The sequence below is a fragment of the Pseudomonas sp. BS3782 TE3695 genome (genome assembly GCF_050435305.1).
Taxonomy (GTDB): Bacteria; Pseudomonadota; Gammaproteobacteria; order Pseudomonadales; family Pseudomonadaceae; genus Aquipseudomonas.
In genome coordinates this window covers 1046436-1068970 of sequence record NZ_JBNDKB010000001.1, presented here as the reverse complement: position 1 = coordinate 1068970, position 22535 = coordinate 1046436, and the positions used below count along the sequence as shown (strand labels likewise).

General features: G+C 58.6%; 27 protein-coding genes and 1 pseudogene. 16 read left to right on the top strand and 12 right to left on the bottom strand.

Features of this window, described 5'->3' with window-relative positions:
* Positions 1-12: 12 nt before the first annotated feature.
* From ABH909_RS04770 to ABH909_RS04755, 4 genes and pseudogenes are all read right to left on the bottom strand, one after another.
* Positions 13-780 (bottom strand): uroporphyrinogen-III synthase, encoded by a 768-nt coding sequence (locus ABH909_RS04770; protein ID WP_429430879.1) that lies wholly within the window; start codon positions 778-780, stop codon positions 13-15.
* The gene (gene hemC, locus ABH909_RS04765) at positions 777-1718 is read right to left on the bottom strand and encodes a hydroxymethylbilane synthase (RefSeq protein ID WP_429430877.1); all 942 of its coding nucleotides are present in this window, start codon (positions 1716-1718) and stop codon (positions 777-779) included. The genes ABH909_RS04770 and hemC overlap by 4 nt, the downstream gene beginning before the upstream one ends.
* Positions 1719-1843: 125 nt before the next feature.
* Positions 1844-2590, bottom strand: coding sequence for a LytR/AlgR family response regulator transcription factor (locus tag ABH909_RS04760; protein ID WP_007899317.1), 747 nt, complete (start codon positions 2588-2590; stop codon positions 1844-1846).
* A pseudogene (locus ABH909_RS04755) lies at positions 2587-2712 on the bottom strand (sensor histidine kinase); the annotation flags it as partial. The gene ABH909_RS04760 and the pseudogene ABH909_RS04755, both read right to left, overlap by 4 nt.
* Before the next feature lie 338 nt (positions 2713-3050).
* Here ABH909_RS04755 and argH point away from each other — a divergent pair.
* Entirely contained in the window at positions 3051-4445 is a 1395-nt protein-coding gene (gene argH, locus ABH909_RS04750; RefSeq protein WP_008076102.1) for an argininosuccinate lyase, read from the top strand.
* Positions 4446-4575: 130 nt separating this feature from the next.
* Here argH and ABH909_RS04745 read toward each other — a convergent pair whose 3' ends face one another.
* A complete protein-coding gene (locus ABH909_RS04745) occupies positions 4576-5235 on the bottom strand; it encodes a glutathione S-transferase (RefSeq protein ID WP_429430875.1) in 660 nt (219 codons plus the stop codon).
* 125 nt (positions 5236-5360) lie between these two features.
* Here ABH909_RS04745 and ABH909_RS04740 point away from each other — a divergent pair, with 125 nt between their 5' ends.
* The 3 genes from ABH909_RS04740 to ABH909_RS04730 all read left to right on the top strand — a co-directional run bounded on the left by ABH909_RS04740 (position 5361) and on the right by ABH909_RS04730 (position 9277).
* Positions 5361-5645 (top strand): hypothetical protein, encoded by a 285-nt coding sequence (locus tag ABH909_RS04740; RefSeq protein ID WP_429430873.1) that lies wholly within the window; start codon positions 5361-5363, stop codon positions 5643-5645.
* A 344-nt stretch (positions 5646-5989) separates the two neighbouring features.
* Positions 5990-6235, top strand: coding sequence for a TIGR02647 family protein (locus ABH909_RS04735; protein ID WP_007894898.1), 246 nt, complete (start codon positions 5990-5992; stop codon positions 6233-6235).
* 195 nt (positions 6236-6430) lie between these two features.
* Entirely contained in the window at positions 6431-9277 is a 2847-nt protein-coding gene (locus tag ABH909_RS04730; protein WP_429430871.1) for a class I adenylate cyclase, read from the top strand.
* Between the two features lie 5 nt (positions 9278-9282).
* Here the strand turns inward: ABH909_RS04730 and rnk are convergent, their stop codons facing one another.
* From rnk to cyaY, 3 genes are all read right to left on the bottom strand, one after another.
* A complete protein-coding gene (gene rnk / locus ABH909_RS04725) occupies positions 9283-9693 on the bottom strand; it encodes a nucleoside diphosphate kinase regulator (protein WP_123500472.1) in 411 nt (136 codons plus the stop codon).
* Positions 9694-9962: 269 nt separating this feature from the next.
* A complete protein-coding gene (locus ABH909_RS04720) occupies positions 9963-10181 on the bottom strand; it encodes a DUF1289 domain-containing protein (protein WP_253417645.1) in 219 nt (72 codons plus the stop codon).
* A 4-nt stretch (positions 10182-10185) separates the two neighbouring features.
* Entirely contained in the window at positions 10186-10518 is a 333-nt protein-coding gene (gene cyaY / locus ABH909_RS04715; RefSeq protein WP_429430869.1) for an iron donor protein CyaY, read from the bottom strand.
* A gap of 318 nt (positions 10519-10836) precedes the next feature.
* Here cyaY and lptM point away from each other — a divergent pair, with 318 nt between their 5' ends.
* The 8 genes from lptM to ABH909_RS04675 all read left to right on the top strand — a co-directional run bounded on the left by lptM (position 10837) and on the right by ABH909_RS04675 (position 16855).
* On the top strand, positions 10837-11016 hold the full coding sequence (gene lptM / locus ABH909_RS04710; RefSeq protein WP_063342161.1) for an LPS translocon maturation chaperone LptM: 180 nt from the start codon (positions 10837-10839) through the stop codon (positions 11014-11016).
* Between the two features lie 9 nt (positions 11017-11025).
* Positions 11026-12273 (top strand): diaminopimelate decarboxylase, encoded by a 1248-nt coding sequence (gene lysA / locus ABH909_RS04705; RefSeq protein WP_429430867.1) that lies wholly within the window; start codon positions 11026-11028, stop codon positions 12271-12273.
* Positions 12274-12277: 4 nt separating this feature from the next.
* On the top strand, positions 12278-13108 hold the full coding sequence (dapF, locus tag ABH909_RS04700; RefSeq protein ID WP_429430865.1) for a diaminopimelate epimerase: 831 nt from the start codon (positions 12278-12280) through the stop codon (positions 13106-13108).
* Between the two features lie 13 nt (positions 13109-13121).
* Positions 13122-13847 (top strand): DUF484 family protein, encoded by a 726-nt coding sequence (locus ABH909_RS04695; protein ID WP_429430863.1) that lies wholly within the window; start codon positions 13122-13124, stop codon positions 13845-13847.
* Between the two features lie 2 nt (positions 13848-13849).
* Complete coding sequence (gene xerC / locus ABH909_RS04690) at positions 13850-14749, top strand: tyrosine recombinase XerC (protein ID WP_429430861.1); 900 nt, start codon at positions 13850-13852, stop codon at positions 14747-14749.
* A complete protein-coding gene (locus tag ABH909_RS04685) occupies positions 14746-15447 on the top strand; it encodes an HAD family hydrolase (RefSeq protein WP_429430859.1) in 702 nt (233 codons plus the stop codon). The genes xerC and ABH909_RS04685 overlap by 4 nt, the downstream gene beginning before the upstream one ends.
* Positions 15448-15711: 264 nt before the next feature.
* Positions 15712-16422, top strand: a complete 711-nt coding sequence (locus ABH909_RS04680) for an RHS repeat-associated core domain-containing protein (RefSeq protein WP_429430857.1) — start codon at positions 15712-15714, stop codon at positions 16420-16422.
* Positions 16423-16426: 4 nt separating this feature from the next.
* The gene (locus ABH909_RS04675; protein WP_429430856.1) at positions 16427-16855 is read left to right on the top strand and encodes a hypothetical protein; all 429 of its coding nucleotides are present in this window, start codon (positions 16427-16429) and stop codon (positions 16853-16855) included.
* Between the two features lie 139 nt (positions 16856-16994).
* Here the strand turns inward: ABH909_RS04675 and sutA are convergent, their stop codons facing one another.
* The 4 genes from sutA to glnK form a co-directional block, all read right to left on the bottom strand.
* Positions 16995-17318: a transcriptional regulator SutA gene (gene sutA / locus ABH909_RS04670; protein WP_427624095.1), complete on the bottom strand. Its 324-nt coding sequence runs from the start codon at positions 17316-17318 to the stop codon at positions 16995-16997.
* Positions 17319-17422: 104 nt separating this feature from the next.
* Positions 17423-17848 carry a secondary thiamine-phosphate synthase enzyme YjbQ gene (locus ABH909_RS04665; protein ID WP_429430854.1) on the bottom strand — a complete coding sequence of 142 codons (426 nt, stop codon included), beginning with the start codon at positions 17846-17848 and terminating at the stop codon, positions 17423-17425.
* Between the two features lie 214 nt (positions 17849-18062).
* Positions 18063-19400: an ammonium transporter gene (locus ABH909_RS04660; RefSeq protein WP_429430852.1), complete on the bottom strand. Its 1338-nt coding sequence runs from the start codon at positions 19398-19400 to the stop codon at positions 18063-18065.
* A 35-nt stretch (positions 19401-19435) separates the two neighbouring features.
* Entirely contained in the window at positions 19436-19774 is a 339-nt protein-coding gene (glnK, locus tag ABH909_RS04655; protein ID WP_002555808.1) for a P-II family nitrogen regulator, read from the bottom strand.
* A gap of 416 nt (positions 19775-20190) precedes the next feature.
* Here glnK and ABH909_RS04650 point away from each other — a divergent pair, with 416 nt between their 5' ends.
* The 4 genes from ABH909_RS04650 to ABH909_RS04635 all read left to right on the top strand — a co-directional run bounded on the left by ABH909_RS04650 (position 20191) and on the right by ABH909_RS04635 (position 22373).
* Complete coding sequence (locus ABH909_RS04650; RefSeq protein ID WP_429430850.1) at positions 20191-20451, top strand: accessory factor UbiK family protein; 261 nt, start codon at positions 20191-20193, stop codon at positions 20449-20451.
* Between the two features lie 447 nt (positions 20452-20898).
* Positions 20899-21426, top strand: a complete 528-nt coding sequence (locus ABH909_RS04645) for a BRO-N domain-containing protein (RefSeq protein ID WP_429430848.1) — start codon at positions 20899-20901, stop codon at positions 21424-21426.
* A 205-nt stretch (positions 21427-21631) separates the two neighbouring features.
* Positions 21632-22168 carry an N-acetyltransferase gene (locus ABH909_RS04640; RefSeq protein ID WP_429430846.1) on the top strand — a complete coding sequence of 179 codons (537 nt, stop codon included), beginning with the start codon at positions 21632-21634 and terminating at the stop codon, positions 22166-22168.
* A 34-nt stretch (positions 22169-22202) separates the two neighbouring features.
* On the top strand, positions 22203-22373 hold the full coding sequence (locus tag ABH909_RS04635) for a hypothetical protein (protein WP_173860504.1): 171 nt from the start codon (positions 22203-22205) through the stop codon (positions 22371-22373).
* Positions 22374-22535: the final 162 nt, after the last annotated feature.

The window sequence follows — 22535 nt, the reverse complement described above, 5'->3', positions numbered from 1 at the left end:
CCATCCTTTGCATTAGAAAACGGGCACGGGATGTTCCCGTAACGCCGCCAGCAAGGCCGCGGCACTGGCGCCACGACAATCCACAACTGTTTGGGCCCCTGCGGCGCGTGCCAACTCGGCGACCCTGGGGCTTGGAACAAACAACGGCAGCCGCACCATGCTCGGCCAGGCATCGCCAGCCAATCGGTGCAGGTGCTCAAAACCCTGTCCACTGCTGACCACCAGCCCGTTCAAGCGTTCCGCCTTGACCCGGTCTGGCAGCGTTGCCGATGGGTACTGCGGCAAACCGCGCCGGTACAACTCCAGATACTCGACACTAGCACCAAGCTCGCGTAAACGCTCAGCCAGCAGCTCGCGCCCGCCCTCCCCGCGCAGGATCAGCACCCGCGGATCGGGGCCGACGACAGCCTCGCGCAACGGCGCCAACTCAAGCAAGGCTTCGCTGTCATCGCCGTCCACCGGGCAGCTCACATCCAGCCCGCCATCCTCGAGAATCTGCGCCGTCGCCGCGCCCACGCTGAACCACTTCAGGCCCGGTGGCTGCGACCCGTATTGATTGAGCAGATCGACAGCGATTCTGGCGGCCGGTTTGCTGACCACGATCACCGCGCAATAGCTATCCAGGTTCTGAATCACTTCGCGCATTGTCTCAGAGGCGGGAATCGGCTCGATATCTAAAAGCGGCAAGCTGCTGCTGAAAACCCCCGCGTCGGCCAGCACACGGGCTAGCGCCGCCGATTCATCCGCAGGGCGTGTCAGTAACAGGCGCCAGCCAGTCACTCGTGCCCTGCCTCGCCGTAGACTGCTTTCAGAATGTCGGCGGCGCCCTGGCTCAGCAGGTCTTCGGCCACTTGTACCCCCAAAGCCTCGGCATCTGCCCGCGGCGCCCGGGCCTCGGCGCTGAGCAACAGGCCGCCGCTCGGATCACCCACCAACCCGCGCAACCAGATCTGCTCGCCTTCAAGCACGGCGTAGCAAGCGATTGGCACCTGGCAACCACCATTCAGATGTTTGTTGAGCGCACGTTCGGCGGTTACGCGAATGGCCGTATCCTGATGATGCAGCGGCGCCAGCAGCGCGTGGATCTCAGTGTCGACGCTACGGCATTCGATACCGACCGCGCCCTGGCCACCGGCCGGCAGACTGTCTTCGACGCTGATGGCCGACTTGATGCGGTCTTCGAAGCCCAAGCGAATCAAACCCGCCGCGGCGAGGATGATGGCGTCGTATTCACCGGCATCGAGTTTGGCCAGGCGAGTGTTGACGTTGCCGCGTAGGAAACGGATTTCCAGGTCTGGACGCCGGGCCAGCAACTGCGCCTGACGACGCAGGCTGGAGGTGCCGACGATGCTGCCTGATGGCAACTCAGCCAGACTGGCGTAGGTATTGGAGACAAAGGCATCGCGCGGGTCTTCGCGCTCGCAGATGCAGAACAAACCGAGGCCTTCAGGGAAGTCCATCGGCACGTCTTTCATGGAATGCACGGCGATGTCGGCTTGATTTTCCAACAGCGCAGTTTCCAGCTCTTTGACGAACAGGCCCTTGCCGCCGATTTTCGACAGCGGCGAATCGAGCAGCTTGTCGCCGCGACTGACCATCGGGACCAACGTCACGAGCAGGCCCGGATGGGCCTCTTCCAGACGAGCCTTGACGTACTCGGCCTGCCACAGGGCGAGAGCACTTTTGCGGGTGGCGATGCGGATTTCGCGAGAGGACATGGATCAATCCGTACTGAATAGATACGGCAGATAATAACAGCTCAGCCAAATCCGCTTTGACTTGTATCAGAAACTGCATGGCCTCCCTGGCCTTCAATGTCCGGTAACAGGCTGCAAATCCGCCTTTAAAGCTGTTGCATCATTTTGCGCACGCCGGCCACATGACGTCGGCTGACAATCAGGGCATCGCCGTTCAGGCCTTTGAGAAACAGCTGGAAATGCCCCAGGGGCGTGCGTTGCAGCCGCTCGATGCGTTCGCGAGCCACCAGTGCGTTGCGGTGGATCCGCACGAAACGGTCGCCGAATTCGTCTTCGAGAGCCTTGAGTGGTTCGTCGAGCAGTACTTCACCACCTTCATGACGCAAGGTGACGTACTTGTGGTCGGCGATGAAGTAGACCACCTGACCCAGCGGAATCAGCTCGATGCCTTTTCGGGTGCGGGCGCTGATATGGCTGCGCGGACCGCTGCCGGTTTCGGCCGCCGGGCGAGTCAACGCCGCGAGCTGGACGCGATTGGGTCGCTCGGCTTTCTTTAATGCTTCGTGTAACTGTTCTGTGCGCACTGGCTTCACCAGATAGCCCACGGCGCTGGCCTGCAGGGCTTCCACGGCAAATTCATCGGGCCCGGTGCAAAACACCACGGCGGGCGGGGTTTCGCGTTCGCACAATCGTGCAGCCACTTGCAGGCCATCGAGGCCCGGCATGCGAATATCGAGCAACACGATATCCGGTTTGTGACTGTCGATCAGTGCCAACGCCTCTTCGCCATTCGTGGCGCTGGGCTCCAGGACATTGTATCCCTCGAGTTCGCCGACCATTCGGCTCAGGCGCTCGCGGGCCAGGGGTTCGTCATCAACGATCAGGACATTCATATTGCGCTGGATTCCTGCGTGAGTCTCGCACAAGGATAGCGTAGACAGGTGAAGTGACGTCCGTCACCGCGATCCACGCTAAGACTAGCGCGAGGGCCAAAAAGTGCCGCGAGACCGGCGGCTAAATTTTCATCTGCCGCGTGACTGGCGGCCCAGGCCCGCACTGGCGAGGCATCGCCGTAGGGTTTGCTGATACACAATATGAACACCCCTCTTCTCTCTATAGTCAGCTGCAGCATCGAGAAGTGCGCTGATCCTCTGTCCAACTGTAGACGGTTGGCGGGACGATATTGCTCAATTGAAAAATATCGTTGCGCAATTTGCGCATTGCTTGCTTCGAGCAGGGGTGGCGCGATGAGAAAAAACCTGTCGACCAGTGTCAGCGACAGGATTGGCAACCCTGTTATTATCCGCGTCAGCGTTTCACGCCATCCTTCTTCAAGCCGATACGAGCGAATTCATGAGCACTGACAAGACCAATCAGTCCTGGGGCGGCCGCTTCAGTGAACCCGTCGACGCCTTCGTCGCCCGCTTCACCGCCTCCGTCACCTTCGACCAGCGCCTGTATCGCCACGACATCATGGGCTCGATCGCCCACGCCAGCATGCTGGCCAAGGTCGGCGTGCTGACCGATGCCGAGCGCGACAGCATCATCGATGGCCTGAACACCATCCAGGGTGAAATCGAGGCCGGCCAGTTCGACTGGCGCATCGACCTTGAAGACGTGCACATGAACATCGAGGCGCGTCTGACCGACCGCATCGGCGTGACCGGTAAAAAACTGCATACCGGTCGCAGCCGTAACGACCAGGTCGCCACCGACATCCGCCTGTGGCTGCGTGATGAGATCGACCTGATCCTGGGCGAAATCACTCGTCTGCAACAAGGCTTGCTGGAGCAGGCCGAGCGCGAAGCCGCCAGCATCATGCCGGGCTTCACTCACCTGCAAACCGCGCAGCCAGTGACCTTCGGGCATCACATGCTGGCCTGGTTCGAAATGCTCAGCCGCGACTACGAGCGCCTGGTGGACTGTCGCAAGCGCACCAACCGCATGCCGCTGGGCAGCGCCGCACTGGCCGGCACCACTTACCCGATCGACCGCGAGTACACCGCTCAACTGCTGGGCTTCGACGCGGTCGGCGGCAACTCCCTGGACAACGTGTCCGATCGTGACTTCGCCATTGAATTCTGCTCGGCCGCGAGCATCGCGATGATGCACTTGTCGCGGTTCTCTGAAGAGCTGGTGCTATGGACCAGCGCACAGTTCCAGTTCATCGATCTGCCGGACCGTTTCTGCACCGGCAGCTCGATCATGCCGCAAAAGAAGAACCCGGACGTGCCGGAACTGGTTCGCGGCAAGACTGGCCGGGTATTCGGCGCATTGATGGGCCTGCTGACCCTGATGAAAGGCCAGCCATTGGCCTACAACAAGGACAACCAGGAAGACAAGGAACCGCTGTTCGACGCCGCCGACACCCTGCGCGACTCGCTGCGCGCCTTCGCCGACATGATCCCGGCGATCAAGCCCAAGCACGCGATGATGCGCGAAGCGGCCCTGCGCGGTTTCTCCACCGCCACCGACCTGGCTGACTACCTGGTGCGCCGTGGCCTGCCGTTCCGTGACTGCCACGAGATCGTCGGCCATGCTGTCAAGTATGGCGTGGACACCGGCAAAGACCTGGCGGAAATGAGCCTGGAAGAACTGCGCAAGTTCAGCGACCAGATCGAGCAGGACGTATTTGCCGTGCTGACTCTGGAAGGCTCGGTGAATGCCCGCGACCACATCGGCGGAACGGCGCCGGCGCAGGTCAAGAAGGCTGTTGCCCGCGGTCAGGCGTTACTCGCCAGCCGTTAAATTGCCAAAAGCTTCGCGAGCAAGCCCGCTCCCACATTAGGTAAGTAGTGAACGCAAAACTTTGTGAACACTGGAGATCCAATGTGGGAACGGGCTTGCTCGTGAAGGCATTCTCAAGATCGTTACACGTCTACTTTTTGGACGCGATCATCTCCAGGAACGCCGGCATCGCCGCGTCCTTGTCCTTTGCGATCCGCTGCACATGCCGATTGTGCTCCAGACGCTCCAGCAGCGCCCTGGCCGCCGGCATTTCGGCCAACAGATCGATATCAAACAGCTTCTGCGCCACGGCACGGGCCATCGGCACGCTGTAGAGAAAATACAAGTCAGCCACGCTCAGACTGTCACCCGCCACATAGGGAGCGAACTTGCCATGCCTGCTCAGGGCAGCAAAGCCCAGCAGCAACTCGGCCTTGGTTTTCTCTTTGATCGCGTCCGGCACGGCCATACCGAAGAACGCCTCTGCATAGCACGCGCGGCCCGGCAACTCGATGTACAGCTCGATTTCCTTGGCCAGGGCCAGAACCTGCGCTCGCTCGAAAGGCTCGTTCGGCAGCAACGCCTTGCCATTCTGGCTCTGCTCGATGTACTCGAGAATCACGCTGGTTTCGTTAATGAAACCTTGTTCGACGCCCAGCACCGGGACCTTTCCGCGAGGGCTGATGGCTAACGTCTCGGGGGTAGTGCCTGGGTAAAATGGCACCTCTTCAAATGGCAATCCCTTTTCCAGCAACGCCAGCTTGACCATGTTGTAGTAGTTGCTGACGCAAAATCCATAAAGCTTGAGCATTCGTTAGCCTCCAGGCCGTGCAGGGGGTTGGCAGCGCCAGTTATAGAACGCCCGGGCACTTCTTGCCAGCAGCATCACAGCGCTGAATGCAGGTAAACTGGCCGCCTTAACTTGAGGAGCCTGCCATGAGCGAGCCAACTGACATCGACAACGACGAAGAAGAGTTCACCGAAACGACGCTGATCGAAGCCATTGAAAACCAGATCGAAAGCGACAACCCGCCGGCGGCCAAGGCCACGTTCAACAAGCTGACCCTGGTGGGTTACGAGCGTGAGGAAATCCTCAACCTGATGGCACACGTGCTGGCGGTGGAAATCGACGCGATCCTCGAAGAAGACCGCGCCTTCAATACCGAGTGGTACGAAACCGCGTTGCGCGCGCTGCCAGAGTTGCCGCCGGAAAAGAAATAACCCCAGCCCTGTCACGGGGCTTTTGTGGCGAGGGAGCTTGCTGTGGCGAGGGAGCTTGCTCCCGTTCGGCTGCGTAGCAGCCGCAAAGCTTTTGGGGCCGCTTCGCGACCCAACGGGAGCAAGCTCCCTCGCCACAGCAAGCTGCCTCCCCACAGGCAAGCCCCCTCGCCACAAAAGCCCGCCTCCACACAGATTGTCACCCATCAGTACCGACTTGCCCCAGACGCTGACTGAACTGGAAACCACCTCAAGCGAAAAACCCTGTTACGAGCACTGGACATGCTGCGCGAGTGGGCTCACCTTAGGAGCGCTATCGTCCAATTCCTAGAAAGTCTGGAGTCCTTATGTCGCTTACCCCTGAGTTGGTTGCCGAACTGGAAATCCTCGCCCTCTTCAACCTGGACAGTTCCCAGGAAGGTTTGAAAATTCATCAGACCGCTGCCCCGAAAGCCATTGCCGCTGCCCAAAGACTGTTCGATAAAGAATTGATTACCCAGCCCGATGGCGGTTATCTGACCAGCCTGGGGCGTGACGCTGCACAAAATGTACAAACCGTTCTAACCATTTTGTCCGTACGCGAAACAGCCTGAGCCTCACCGCATCGCCCACGGAAACCTCTGTCACGGGATTTCCGCGGGCACACACTTCGGTGCCCGCTGTCGCCGTGCGATAGAAACCTGACGCCAGAAATACAAAATCAGCTTAAAAGTCCCAGGGACGAGGCGCTAAACTGCCCCTCATCCCGAGCCCTCCACATCCGAGCCCGCGAGCCGGATTGAGCTGACATGACCCGCACCCATGAAATCCGCCCCGATCTGGACGAGGGAATCGACCGCAAGGTTCTCAGCCAGCTGCGCGCCCGTTTTCTGAAGCTCAACGAGGGCCGCATGGCCCGTGCGATGGAAGGGTTGTCGACCCGCCAGCAAACGGTGCTGACTTTGCTGCCGCTGTTTTTCCACGTCAATCATCCGCTGTTGCCGGGTTACGTCTCCGGCAGCACCCCGGCCGGGCTGTCGAATTTCGAACCTGACGCCAATACCCTCGCCGAAGCCCAGCGCCTGACCCGCTCGTTTTCCTACAAACCACGCCATGGCAGCAACCCGCCACGACCGATTCACGGCCTGTTTCTGATGGGCAGCCTCGGCACCTTGGCCCAGGCCGATCAGAGCGATATGGATGTGTGGGTCTGTCACGGGCCGGACTTGAGCGAAGGCGAGCTCATTGAGTTGCGCAAGAAATGCCAGCTACTCGAGATATGGGCCGCCAGCCAGGGCGCCGAGGCACATTTCTTCCTGATCGACCCTGCGCGCTTCGTGCTCGGTGAGCGCGATACCCAACTGAGTTCGGAAGACTGCGGCACCACCCAGCACTACCTGCTGCTGGACGAGTTCTACCGCACCGCGATCTGGCTGGCTGGCCGCACACCCATCTGGTGGCTGGTGCCGGTTTACGAAGAGGCAGCGTACGACCGTTATACCCATACGCTGCTATCCAAGCGTTTCATTCGTGCCGACGAAACCCTGGACCTGGGGCATCTGGCGTATATCCCCCCCGGGGAATTCATCGGTGCCGGGCTCTGGCAATTGTTCAAAGGCATCGAGTCCCCGCACAAATCAGTGCTCAAACTGCTGCTGACCGAGGTCTATGCCAGCGAACACCCCAAGGTCCACTGCCTGAGCCTGCGCTTCAAGCAGGCGGTGTTTGCCAATCAGCTGGACCTCGATGAACTGGATCCATACGTCGTGGTGTACCGGCGCATCGAGGAATACCTCACGGCCCGGGGCGAACCGGAACGCCTGGAACTGGTGCGCCGTGCGCTGTACTTGAAGGTCAACCGCAAACTCACCGGCAACAGCGGTCGCACCCAGAACTGGCAGCGTTCGTTGCTCGAACGCCTGGCCCACGAATGGCAGTGGGATCAGCGTCAACTCGCTTTGCTCGACAGCCGCAGCCAGTGGAAGGTCCGCCAGGTCAGCGCCGAACGCCGAGCCTTGGTCGGCGAGTTGAATTACAGCTACCGCTTCCTGACGCAGTTTGCCCGCAACGAGCAGACCGTCAGCCTGATCAACAAGCGCGACCTCAATGTACTGGGGCGGCGGCTGTACGCGGCCTTCGAGCGCAAGGCCGACAAGGTCGAATTCATCAACCCGGGCATCGCCCCCGATCTGGCCGAAGACACCTTGACGCTGGTGCAGGCACCCAACAAGAAGGAACCGGGGCAAACTCAATGGGGTTTGTACAACGGCAGCCTGACGGCCCATGAGTGGGAACATTTCGCGCCGATCAAACGCAGCCGCCAGCTGCTGGAACTGCTCACCTGGTGCCACCGCAACGGCGTGATCGACAGCAGCACCCGCCTGGCCCTGCACCCCGGCACCAGCGATTTGAGCGAGTTCGAACTGTTCAACCTGCTCGGCAGCCTGCAACAAAGCATCGCCCTGCCCCTGACCACTGTCGCCGAAGAGCCGTTGCTGCGCGCCAGTGTGCCGAGCGAAGTACTGATTCTGGTGAATGTAGGCGTCGACCCGCTCAAGCACCATCGCGACCTGAACATCCTGATGACCACCGAGCGCACCGATTCCCTGAGTTACGCCGGCGTGCGAGAAAACCTGGTGCTGACCCTGGATCAGGTCACGCTCAATAGCTGGAACGAAGTGCTGGTCAGCCGTTTTGACGGCCCTCACGCCTTGCTCGACTGCCTGCGCGATTACCTCAACACCCTGCCGGACGGGCCACAACAGCCCAAGGTGCGGGTGCGTTGTTTCTGCCACAACCGCGCGCAATTCATTGCCCGGCGGGTCGAAGAAATCCTCGATACCGCGCAGAACCTGCTGCTGAGCAAACTCAATCATCGTTACCTGATTCAGGTCCAGCAGCATTACCACGTACTGGAGCTGGTGCCGGGCCAGGTCAATCACATTGCCCTTGCCACCCTGCCGGCGCTGCTCGATTACCTCGGCGAAGAACAGGCGAGCTACAGCCCGTTTCATCTGGACCCGATGGCACTGGAAGACCACGACCTGGCGCTGATCCTGCCCATGGGGCAACCCGATTGCGTTCAAGTGTTCTACCGGGTCCACGAGCACCAGGCCGACGTGTATGTTCTGGACGAATTCAATGCCCTGTGGCAGCAGCGCTTGCCTTATCACGACGAGCAAAGCCTGTTGGTGCCGCTGCAACGCTTCCTGCAATCGATCCAGTACCGGCGCGATGCCTTGCTACCGATGGACGCCGCCCAGCCACTGAGCCTGGAGACTTTGTATTACCAATTGTTGCCTTCAGGTACCGCACGGGCGCGTCGGGTCGAAGTCCGGCCGGCACCGCAAACGCCGGTCAACAAGCCGTTTTATGACGTGCAGGCGATCGTCGGCAAGGCCGCACCAGGACAGGTGCAGGTCACGTTGTATTGCAATCAGCGGGAATTTTCCGAACTGGAATATGGCGACCAACTGTTCAGCGTAGTCGCCCGGGAAATCGTCGAGCAGCGCCGCGAGACCGAACGCTATCGCTGCTACATCACCGACCTGGACCTGTCGGGCCTGCTCGGTGATGGTCAGGGTTCAAGCCAGTTGTATCTGCGCTACAAGGCCGACCTGGAACGCGCACTGAACGAGGCGCTCGAGCAGGTCTGAGGGGTTTATTCCGGAAAGTGGCCGCCCTCGGCAGGCTGCGATTCCACTTCTAGCAGGGTCAGTTTCAGCGTTTTGCCGCCCGGAGCCGGCCAGTCGATGTGCTGACCGACTTTCAAGCCCAGCAAAGCACTGCCCACCGGCGCCAGAATGGAAATCCGGCCTTCGTCGGCGTTGGCATCCTTGGGGTAAACCAGGGTCAGGTGATAGTCCTTGCCGCTGCTCTCTTCACGGCAATGCACACGGGAATTCATGGTCACGACATCGGCCGGCACTTCATCGTGACCGACCAGGGTATCGGCGCGATCCAGTTCGGTTTGCAGCGCGATAACGCCCGGCAGCGTGTCATCCAGGCTGTCGATCAGGCGCTCCAGACGTTGCACGTCCAGACGGGTAAGGGTGATGGAAGGTGCGGTCATGATCAGGGCAGACTCCTTTCTTCTGCACGAAAAAAGCAAAACCCCGCCAGAAAAAGGCGGGGTTTTCACGAGCCTCGATGGGTTGAGGCGTCTCTGGACACTATCACAGCTCAATAAATATACAAGTGAGGCCGCCGAACACCCTTTTTAGGGTTGGCGAATAACTTTGTGGCGAGGGAGCTTGCTCCCGCTGGGGCGCGTAGCGGCCCCGAAAAGTTCACGACTGCTGCGCAGCCGAACGGGAGCAAGCTCCCTCGCCACAAAAGCCCTTAAGCCAATACTTTGCGTTGTGCAGCCTGCGCACAAATCACCCGCCGCCGCTCATCATCCGCCGAGCGCCATTCACGGATGTCTTCGACATGACGGAAACACCCCAGACAAACCTTCTGCTCATCCAGCCGACACACGCCGCTGCACGGCGAAGGCACGGCCGGGCTAACGTTGCTATACAGCGGTTTAGGCGGACGAACAGGTGCCGGCTGGGTCACGATTTCACAGACCTTCGAAATCGAGTTCGACGTCAGCCTGCTGCTTGACAATGCGTTCAAGCATTTCGCCCAGTTGCTCGTCGCTCTTGTCGCACATCCAGCGTTTGCTCTCTTCGTCGTAGTCGAAGTGGAAGCCGCCGGACACCGCCGCCAGCCACAACTGCCGCAATGGCTCCTGGCGACTGAAGATCAGCGCGCTGCCGTTTTCGAACTTGACGGTGAGCACACCGGCCGAGCTCTCCAGATCGATATCCAGGTCACTCTCGTCAAAAATATCCTCCAGCATCTGCTGGGTGGCATCGACCAGGTCGTGGAAACGGGCTTCGGTCAAACTCATTGCGGGAACCTCAAAAAGTGTCTACTCACGCTCAAGCGCCGCAAGATACGGGCGAGCCCCGGTGATTGCAAAGGATAACGACCAAGCACCGATATAGGTACACCTGTGGGAGCGGGCTTGCTCGCGAAAGCGCCGTGTCAGTCGACATCAATATTGAATGAATGACCGCATTCGCGAGCAAGCCCGCTCCCACAATGGACTGCACCTAACTTACCGGCATCCGGCCAAGCCCCGCCGGACGGGAGCCGCGTCGCATAGGCAAGCTGCCGGGTGGCCGGTATACTCCGGCGCAATTAACGCATTTTCAAGGATTTCGCCATGAAGCGCCTGATCTCTTCCCTTGCTGCGCTCGCTTCGCTCGTCGCTTTTGTCAGCTTGTTATCGGCCTGTGGTCAAAAAGGCCCGCTGTACCTGCCTGATGAAAACCAGGACCCTGCAGAGCAAGCCAAATCGTCGCAGCAGACTCCGTCGAAAGCCCACAAGCACGACGTCTACTAAGGGAACGCTATGGACGCTTTTAACTACCGTGACGGTGAGCTGTTCGCGGAAGGGGTTGCCCTGTCCGCCATCGCCGAGCGCTTTGGTACACCGACCTACGTCTACTCCCGTGCCCACATCGAAGCCCAATACCTGGCTTACGCCGATGCGCTGGCCGGCGTGCCACACCTGGTCTGCTTTGCGGTCAAGGCCAACTCCAACCTGGGTGTACTGAATGTCCTGGCGCGTTTGGGCGCCGGTTTCGACATCGTTTCCCGTGGCGAACTGGAACGCGTACTGGCCGCTGGCGGCACTGCTGACAAGATCGTGTTCTCTGGTGTCGGCAAGACCCGTGATGACATGCGTCGTGCGCTGGAAGTCGGCGTGCACTGCTTCAACGTCGAGTCCACTGATGAGCTCGAACGCCTGCAAGTAGTGGCCGCCGAGTTGGGCGTTCGCGCGCCGGTCTCGCTGCGCGTGAACCCGGATGTCGACGCTGGCACCCACCCGTACATTTCCACTGGTCTTAAAGAGAACAAGTTCGGCATCGCCATCGCCGACGCCGAAGACGTGTACATCCGTGCCGCGCAACTGCCTAACCTGGAGGTGGTCGGCGTCGATTGCCACATCGGTTCGCAACTGACCACCCTGCCACCGTTCATCGATGCCCTCGACCGCCTGCTGGGCCTGGTCGACCGCCTCGGCGATTGCGGCATCTACCTGCGCCACATCGATCTCGGCGGCGGTTTGGGCGTGCGTTATCGCGATGAAGAGCCGCCATTGGCTGCCGACTACATCAAAGCCGTGCGCGAGCGTCTCGACGGTCGTGACCTGGCGCTGGTGTTCGAGCCGGGCCGTTTCATCGTTGCCAACGCCGGTGTGCTGCTGACCCAGGTCGAGTACCTCAAGCACACCGAACACAAAGATTTCGCCATCGTCGACGCGGCCATGAACGACCTGATCCGCCCGGCGCTGTATCAAGCCTGGATGGACGTCACCGCCGTGCGCCCGCGCAATAGCGCCGCTCGCGCCTACGACATCGTCGGCCCGATCTGCGAAACCGGCGACTTCCTGGCCAAGGACCGTCAGTTGGCCCTGGAAGAAGGCGATCTGCTGGCCGTGCATTCGGCCGGTGCCTATGGGTTTGTCATGAGTTCCAACTACAACACCCGCGGCCGTGCCGCTGAAGTGTTGGTGGACGGTGATCAGGCATTTGAAGTGCGTCGCCGTGAGACGGTAGCCGAGTTGTTTGCTGGCGAAAGCCTGCTGCCGGAGTAAAACCATGCTGCTGCGTTTTACCAAGATGCACGGCCTGGGCAATGATTTCATGGTCCTCGACCTGGTCAGCCAGCACGCCCACATCCTGCCCAAGCACGCCAAGCAATGGGGCGATCGGCACACGGGGATCGGGTTCGACCAGTTGCTGATCGTCGAAGCGCCGAGCAACCCGGACGTGGATTTTCGCTATCGGATCTTCAACGCCGACGGCTCCGAAGTGGAACAGTGCGGCAACGGTGCACGCTGCTTCGCCCGCTTCGTGCTCGACAAGCGCCTGACCGCCAAGCGGTTGATTCGCGTCGAGACCAAAAGCGGCATTATCGAACTGGACATCCGCAACGATGGCCAGATCTGCGTCAACATGGGCGCCCCGCGCCTGGTGCCGGCCGAGATTCCGTTTGATGCCCCGAGCCAGGCCCTGAGCTATCAGGTCGACGTCGACGGCACCATGGTCGAACTGGCCGCGGTGTCCATGGGCAACCCCCATGCCGTGTTGCGGGTCAGCGACATCAACAACGCACCGGTGCATGAACTGGGGCCGAAAATCGAACATCACCCGCGCTTCCCGGCACGGGTCAATGTCGGTTTTCTTCAGGTCATCGACCGGAACCGTGCGCAGTTGCGCGTCTGGGAACGCGGGGCCGGGGAAACCCAGGCGTGCGGAACCGGCGCCTGTGCTGCCGCAGTGGCCGCGATCAGCCAGGGGTGGATGGATTCGCCGCTATTGATCGACCTGCCCGGCGGGCGTCTGTCCATTGAATGGGCAGGCCCTGGCCAACCGGTCATGATGACCGGCCCGGCAGTGCGCGTATACGAAGGACAAGTGCGTCTTTGAGTGAGCGAAACCCATGACCGACAAGCCCCAGGTTCCCGCCCTGCAGCCCGACGAATCTCCTTGCGAAAGCCTTGAGGCGGCGGCGATTGCCGCGTACCTGGAGGCTCATCCGGATTTCTTCATCGAGCACGAAGAACTGCTTCCGGCGCTACGCATTCCGCACCAGCGCGGCGACACCATTTCGCTGGTCGAACGCCAGATGACGATTCTGCGCGACCGCAATATCGAGTTGCGTCATCGCCTCTCGCACTTGATGGACGTGGCCCGCGACAACGATCGACTCTTCGACAAGACCCGCCGCCTGATCCTCGCACTGATGGACGCCACCAGCCTGGAAGATGTGGTGATCAGCGTTGAAGACAGCCTGCGGCAAGACTTTCAGGTGCCCTTCGTCAGCCTGATCCTGCTGGGCGACAACCCGATGCCGGTGGGCCGGTGGGTGACGCATGCCGAGGCCCAAACGGCGATAGGCGGATTGCTCTCGGAAGACAAAAGCGTCAGCGGCAGCCTGCGTGAGCATGAATTGGACTTCCTGTTCGGCGAAGAACAGCGCAAGCAGATCGGCTCCACCGCCGTCGTCGCCATCAGCCACCAGGGCATCCACGGCGTCCTGGCCATCGCCAGCCGCGATCCGCAGCATTACAAGAGCTCGGTAGGTACGCTGTTTTTGAGTTACATCGCCGAAGTCATGGGCCGCGTGCTGCCACGGGTCAACAGCTCCTTGCGCTCGGTACGCTAACCATGGAACGACAACTGGACGCTTACTGCGAACACCTGCGCAGTGAGCGGCAGGTGTCGCCGCACACGCTGTATGCCTACCGCCGCGACCTCGACAAAGTGCTGGGCTGGTGCGCCAAACAGAACATCGACAGCTGGGCCGCGCTGGACATCCAGCGCCTGCGTAGCCTGATCGCGCGCCTGCATGCCCAGGGCCAATCCTCCCGCAGCCTGGCGCGGCTGCTCTCGGCGGTGCGCGGGCTTTATCACTATCTGAACCGCGAAGGTCTGTGCGATCACGACCCGGCCAACGGCCTGGCGCCGCCCAAGGGCGAACGTCGCCTGCCGAAAACCCTCGACACCGACCGCGCGCTGCAACTGCTTGAGGGCGCGGTGGAAGATGATTTTCTCGCGCGTCGGGATCAGGCGATTCTGGAACTGTTCTATTCCTCCGGCCTGCGGCTTTCTGAATTGACCGGGCTCAATCTTGATCAGTTGGACCTGGCTGATGGCATGGTTCAAGTGCTGGGCAAGGGCAGCAAGACGCGGCTGTTGCCAGTGGGCAAAAAAGCTCGCGAAGCGCTGGAGCTATGGTTGCCTTTGCGGGCAATGACCAACCCGGCGGACGACGCAGTATTTGTCAGCCAGCAAGGCCGGCGCCTCGGTCCACGGGCGATCCAGGTGCGGGTCAAGGCTGCCGGCGAGCGCGAACTGGGGCAGAACCTGCACCCGCACATGTTGCGACATTCCTTCGCCAGCCATTTGCTGGAATCCTCTCAAGACTTGCGGGCGGTGCAGGAACTGCTCGGCCACTCCGACATCAAGACCACCCAGATCTATACCCATCTGGACTTCCAGCACCTGGCGACGGTCTACGACAGCGCCCATCCACGGGCCAAACGCATTAAAGGCGACGATTCATGACCATCCAATTGATCACCTTCGACCTCGATGACACCTTGTGGGACACCGCCCCGGTGATCGCCAGCGCCGAAGTCGTATTGCGTGTATGGCTGACCGAGCAGGCGCCGAACCTTGGCGCAGTACCGGTAGAACATCTGTGGTCAATTCGCGAACGGGTGCTGAGCAACGAACCGAGCCTCAAACACCGCATCAGTGCCTTGCGTCGGCGGGTGTTGTTCCATGCACTGGAAGAAGCCGGTTATGGACATGCTGAAGCATCCGACCTGGCCGATCAGGGTTTTGAAGTGTTTCTGCATGCACGACATCAGCTGGAGATCTTCCCGGAGGTGCAACCGACCCTGGAAATTCTGGCCAATCACTATGCGCTTGGCGTGGTGACTAACGGCAATGCCGATGTGCGTCGATTGGGGCTGGCAGATTATTTCAAGTTTGCCCTGTGCGCCGAAGACATCGGCATCGCCAAGCCCGATGCGCGACTGTTTCATGAAGCGCTGCTGCGGGGCGGCGCGACTGCCGAAACAGCGGTACATATTGGCGATCATCCCGGCGATGATATTGCCGGCGCCCAGCAGGCGGGGTTACGGGCAATCTGGTTCAACCCGGCGGGCAAGGTGTGGGAAGCAGAGAAGGCGCCGGATGCCGAGATTCGTAGCCTGAACGAATTGCCGGGGTTGTTGGCGCGGTGGAATACAGTTTAGTTTTGAGGTGATCTCGAAAAGATCGCAGCCTTCGGCAGCTCCTACAGGTGTACACCATCAATAATGTAGGAGCTGCCGAAGGCTGCGATCTTTTGATTTTGTTTCACCCATGAAAAAGCCCGCAGCGACGGCGGGCTTTTTCAGCAAGCAAGAAGCAGGCGCTTAGATAGGCCGGCTGCCAACCTATCACTTCTGCTAGCTAGGCAGACCTTCTCTTCCAAATTAGGCTGTCCTGTATGTCGAAACTATTGCAGAGGCCTTCTCATGTCCACTCCCTCACTTGCTGTGCTCTGCCAATATAAATACGACCCCCTGGATCGGTTGATCGCCTCATCTCCCGCAGTCGAACAAAGAACTCAACGCTTCTACAACAAAAACCGATTAACAACTGAACTTCAGGGATCAATACACAACTGCTTGTTTCAAATTGAGGATCAACTACTCGCTCAGTCTCGACATGCCAATGGAGTCATCACGAACACTTTATTAGTTAATGATTTCCAACGTTCAGTGCTGCAGACAGTGAGCGCCAACACAAACCAACCTGCTTCCTATACAGCATACGGCCATACATCGAAAAAGTGCGACCCGCCAACTCTGCTGGGATTCAATGGTGAGCGGATCGACCCAATTACTGGTCATTATTTGTTGGGAAATGGATACAGGGCGTTTAACCCAGTATTAATGCGCTTTAATAGCCCAGATAGCTGGAGCCCATTTGGGAAAGGCGGAATTAACAGCTATGCCTATTGTGAGTGCGATCCAGTTAATTTTTCCGACCCGACGGGTCACTTCCTTAGTCCGTTTAGGAGATTTTTAGTCTCAACATTTGGAAATTTGCCCAGCAAGCCTCAACTATCTGTTTCTTTAGATTTTACTGGCGGCGCTGTAGAAGGCATATCTAGATATCAAAATATCAAGAGAGTTTCTGGGGGAATTTATGCTGCCGATGAGCCACTACTAGCGGGGGGGTAAAAGCTTGGTTATTAATGGACATGGTAGAGAGGGTGGGCATTTACTGAGTAAAAACAGAATTCTAGAACCAAGAGATGTCGTTAGCCGATTGAAAAGAAAAGGTATAGCTGTACAAGATTATAGTGAGGTGCATCTGATGATCTGTCATTCCGCAGAAGGAGGAGACAGATCGCTGGCGCAATATCTACATAAGAAATTTGAAGTACCGATTAAAGCTTACGAAGGCACAGTAGGCACATTTTATTCACCAACAGGTATAGCAAAGGGTGAGGCACGAAAAATACCATGGCTTTACCGTAGTTCTCTGGAAATTCGAGAGGCGACTTTTCTAAAATCCCGTCAAATCGATATTAGGAATAGCGGCGAACTTTACAAATCCCCTACGACCGGAAAAACGCAAATTCTTAATTACAGACCTATTCGAATTGGTTGAGCGAACCACAGCTGACGATATTAATACTCTTCTTTCAGGATAAAAATAGTCGCGCCTACCCGCGATACTATTCGTTTGTTTCACCCATGAAAAAGCCCGCAGCGACGGCGGGCTTTTTCAGCAAGCAAGAAGCAGGCGCTTAGATAGGCCGGCTGCCGTACTTGTTATCAGGCTTCTTGGGAGGATCGGCGACCACATTCGCCTCCACTTCCTGCACCTTGCCGCCCCGTGCAAGAAACTCTTCCATGGCCTTGGCCAGGGCATCGCGTTCCTTGTTCTTGGCTTCGACGCTCGGCAGCTCATCGACCGATACCGCAGCCTTGGCTTTGCCTTTGGCAGTCGGAACGGGCGTATCACCGCCGTCATCTTCAGCGACGTCTTCTACCGCCGCTTCAAGGCCTTCTTCGGTTTCGTCTTCGTCGCCTACTTCGAGGTCGTCGTTTTCCAGATCATCGTCGCTCATGTTCTACCTCATGACTTGCGAAAAGCAAATTAGTTATAGCCCAGCTTTGCTGTCTGTCGACGGCTGCCGGAAAAAAATCAACCACCACTTGTGACCAGCGGTTTTCATGCCCCTTCACCGTGCACGGTGGCGAGGACTTTACGGGCACCGCCGTGATCACGGTGCTCGCCCAGATAAACACCTTGCCAGGTCCCCAACGCCAGTCGGCCTGCCGAGATCGGCAAACTGAGCTGACAGCCAAGTACGCTGGCCTTGAAGTGCGCCGGGAGGTCGTCCAGGCCTTCGTCGTTATGCTCATAGCCGTCTATTCCTTGTGGGATCAGACGATTGAAAAATCGTTCGAAGTCGCGACGTACCGCCGGATCGGCGTTCTCGTTGATGGTCAACGACGCCGAGGTATGCTGTAGCCACAAATGCAACAGACCGACACGACACGCCTTGAGTTCAGGCAAGCCGGCGAGTAATTCATCCGTTACCAGATGAAAGCCTCGGGGCCGTGCTCGCAAGGTGATCAGAGTCTGTTGCCACATACTGTTCTCCGCACGTTCGGGGCGCATTCTAGCGCGCTCTGGAAAAAAACAAAGGCCCTAATATTCCTTCAATCGTGTAAGCCATTGGCCGCAGAAAAACGCCCGTCGCAAACGGGACTGAACGTGTATGAAAAAACCTTTCAGCCCTTCCTTCACTGACAAATTCCGGACAAAAAAATGCCCGGCAAGCCGGGCAAATTTTTCATGCGCGTGCTTACAAGTTGTAGCCGCGTTCGTTGTGAAGCGCCAGATCGATGCCGACCGCTTCTTCTTCCTCGGTGATACGCAGCCCCATGACGGCGTCCAGGACCTTCAGGATGATGAACGTGACGATCGCGGTGTAGATCACCGTGAAGCCCACGCCTTTGCACTGAATCCAGACTTGAGCAGCGATGTCGGTCACGGTGCCGAAGCCACCAAGGGTAGGTGCCGCGAACACACCCGTCAGGATTGCGCCGAGAATACCGCCGACGCCGTGCACGCCGAAGGCATCCAGGGAGTCGTCATAACCGAGTTTGCGTTTCAGGGTGGTGGCGCAGAAGAAACACACCACGCCCGCCGCCAGACCGATCACCAGAGCGCCCATCGGGCCCACGGTGCCGGCCGCCGGAGTGATTGCAACCAGACCGGCCACCACACCCGAAGCGATACCCAGTGCGCTTGGTTTGCCGTGAGTGACCCATTCGGCAAACATCCAGCCCAGCGCCGCAGCAGCGGTGGCGATCTGGGTGACCAGCATCGCCATGCCGGCAGTGCCGTTGGCGGCGGCAGCGGAACCGGCGTTGAAGCCGAACCAGCCAACCCACAGCATCGCGGCGCCCATCAGGGTATAGCCGAGGTTGTGCGGGGCCATCGGAGTGGTCGGGAAACCTTTACGCTTGCCCAGCACCAGGCAGGCAATCAGACCGGCCACGCCGGCGTTGATGTGCACCACGGTGCCGCCGGCGAAGTCGAGAACGCCCCAGTCCCACATCAGGCCGCCGTTACCGGACCAGACCATGTGCGCGATCGGTGCGTAAACCAGGGTGAACCAGATGCCCATGAAAATCAGCATGGCGGAGAACTTCATCCGCTCGGCGAACGCACCGACGATCAACGCGGGGGTGATGATAGCGAAAGTCATCTGGAAGGTAATGAAGACCGCCTCGGGGAATAGCGCCGCGGGGCCGGTCAGACTCGAAGGCGTGACACCGGCGAGGAACGCCTTGCCCATGCCACCGAAGAACGAGTTGAAGTTGACGACGCCCTGCTCCATGCCGGTGGTGTCGAACGCAATGCTGTAGCCATAAATGACCCACAGAATGCTGATCAAACCGGTAATGGCGAAGCACTGCATCATCACGGAAAGAATGTTTTTCGAGCGAACCATGCCGCCGTAGAACAGCGCGAGGCCGGGAATGGTCATGAACAGCACGAGGGCTGTCGAGGTCATCATCCAGGCGGTATCGCCGGAATTGAGGACTGGGGCCGCCACTTCGTCTGCCGCCATGGCCAGGCCGGGCATTACGAGGGACAACAGGGCTCCTAGCCCTGCGATTTTACGCAGAGTCATATTGTTTTCTCCTGGGGCGTTGGGTTTGTGGCGGCTTAGATTGCGTCGGTATCGGTTTCGCCGGTACGGATGCGAATCGCCTGTTCCAGATTGACCACGAAGATCTTGCCGTCACCGATCTTGCCGGTGTTGGCGGCCTTGGTTATCGCCTCGATAACCCGGTCCAGATCCTTGTCGTCAATGGCGACATCGATCTTCACCTTAGGCAGGAAATCGACCACGTACTCCGCGCCGCGATACAGCTCGGTGTGACCCTTCTGCCGACCGAAGCCTTTGACCTCAGTAACGGTAATGCCCTGCACGCCGATTTCGGACAGCGACTCGCGCACGTCGTCCAGTTTGAACGGCTTGATGATGGCAGTGACTAGCTTCATGAAAACTCTCTCCCGATTTGGTGGACTTGCCCCAGGAAAACAAACCCGACTCAAGTCTAAGCGCAGTGCCTGGCTTTGTAACGCATCGTCGGCCTTACCTGCCCGTCCGACGCCAGCGAACCACTCCGCACGAAACTTCCCCCGTTCCGCTTGGCGCACTGCATTCGTCACAGCGACTGCATCAGTGCATGGGTCACCAGCGACTAAGCAGAAAGCTTGCCATCTATCCAAAACCCATTGATTTCAATGTCTTGGCCGCTGCCCAAGAGCTTTCCGCCCGATTAAGGCAACCGTTACGCACAACAACAGTGCGCGGCTGCCCAGTCGACTGCGCGAAAAGCGTGCATCGCAGCTGCCGAGATTGACTATAGACACTGCGTGGTACACTGCCCGCCATTGTTGACAGGACATTTCCCATGCTCGCGCCCAAAGACTTCCTCGACGCCCTGAGCGGCACCGCCTCCCGCCTCTTCAGCGGCGACACCCCACTGCCAAAAAGCGAAATCGAAAGCCAGTTCAAGGCTTTGTTGCAAAGCGGCTTCAGCAAGCTGGATCTGGTGAGCCGGGAAGAATTCGATAGCCAGATGGTCGTACTGGCACGCACCCGCGCACGGTTGGAGAGCCTCGAGGCGAAAGTGGCGGAGCTGGAAGCGAAGCTCAATCCATCTGTTGAGTAACGCATCAACCCCTCTGTGAAATGCGATCCCCTGTGGGAGCGGGCTTGCTCGAATGGGGTCGCCTCGGTCTACCAGCCATCCACACTGGACAGACCACCCCTGTAGGAGCTGCCGAAGGCTGCGATCTTTTGATCTTTAAGCCCTCAATAACCCCGGCAACGTCCTACAAGAAAACCACCGCCGTCCGATTGCGCCGCATAGCCCCGGTTCCTAAGCTCACTCAATGCTGAATGTTCAGCACTGGGTTTGGCGACCCGGAAGCTTAAGGCGCACGACGACCATCCGATGGCGGACTTATTCCCGCCACATCGAGTCATGGCGGTTGTGCGTGGGAGATCTTCGGGTCTGCCGGGTTCCTTTTGCTCCGGTTCGCCAACCCGCGTACAGCTGCCACCCAATCGTTTGGCGACGATTGACGGCAGCCCCTTTGCAAAAGGAGCTGTATCAATGAATAGCGATGACGCTTATCTGATTCCCCACGTCTTCACCCGCCACAAACTCCACCTCCACGCCCTCCTCCTGGAAAACCAACCCTGGTTCAGCGCCAGAGACCTCGGCCGCCTACTCCGCCTCTTCCTCGACGAACGAGCGCTACGCAAACTCGATCCCGACCAACACCAAACCGTACAAATGCTCATCCACGGAGCCATCGAAAACACTCTGCTGATCAGCGAATCCGGCGTCTACGCGTTACTGATCTACCACTACTGCCCCGAATACCGAAGCCTGCGCGAATGGCTGACCCACGACGTAGTGCCAGCCCTCAGAGACGCCCAACAACCCACCTCAACCGAACGCCCGATACTGAGCCTGCTGAATTGGCCGCAGATGTCGTTGAGTTTGCTGCACTGGAATAACCAGCCGTGGATTCGGTTGCAGGATGTTCCATACGTGCTGCCTCTTCAGGATGAGTCAAAACGTACGGTCAATGCTCCTTGGTGGAAGCGAGCTTCGCGGATGTTGCAATCGTTTTAACACCAATTTGCACCGCCTACGGACTACGTTTGCTGCACGCCAGACGTAGTCATTTTCCACAACCATACCCAATTCCACCTGTTGCGCTTCTGACGTCCTTCATTCATCTAAGTACGGTCCTACAGTAGCCAGCTCCTGCGCCTGATTACGTGACCACGCCTGCGTCCGTTACCTTCTTCGCCTCGATCTCAACAGTACAAAAGCGATGAGAAGAAAAGGAAAAGGCACAGAACTCCGCAATCAGATATTCAAGTCTGATGCTCGAAATCTCACTTACGAAGCCATGTCCGATGATCCTGACATTCGTGCCGCAGAAATCGACGTCTCAGCACTCAGGCTCGATCCGATCACCGCGGCTGCAATCAACTCCTGTCATCTGTGGGAAGCAGTAACCCTGTACCCGTGGGAATGCATTCCGGACTGGAAGCGTAAGGATGCAAGGGGGCTGGATCTGGCTATCTGGTATGAAGAAGAGCTCTGTGGCTTGTGCTATGCGACTCCGCGTGAAAGCACTATCTGCATAAAAATTGTGCTATTGCAGGGACATACAAGAAACACCCCCGCTTTACGAGGCTGGATCGCTCCAATTGCATTGCTGGCTACGGAACTTTATGCGCGGATGCTGGGCTGCAATGAGATCGAAGTACAAGAACCCGACCCGGGTGCCATTTCCTATTATCAAAAACTTGGATTCATTTTTGACAAAACCAACCGCCTTGTCTTTTCGCTAGACGACCAATAAGATCAATCCACTCATCCAGGCACGCGAGGTGTCTATGAAACCCAAAAAGCAAAAAGCGAAGCCCTTAATGATCGCTGAGTATCATGCCGAGGCGCTCCGCTTGGCCGGAAACGTTTCTGCCAGTCAGCGTCGCTTTTTTAAAGTCGCAGCAACGTATGGCAAAGAACTTGAACCTGATGGCTTGCTTGCAGGTGCACGAGCCTGATTAGGCCCCCGAAGAAACCGCCCGAGTCGCGGTTTTTTTGTGCCTCGCGATTGGCCTGCTTCGTACTTGCAACATCCAGTGAAAGTTTGTCGCCTAAACCACCCCACCAGAACTTCCTCCGCCAACTACCCTTCAAAAAACCGCAGGAAGCGGTCCTCGTCA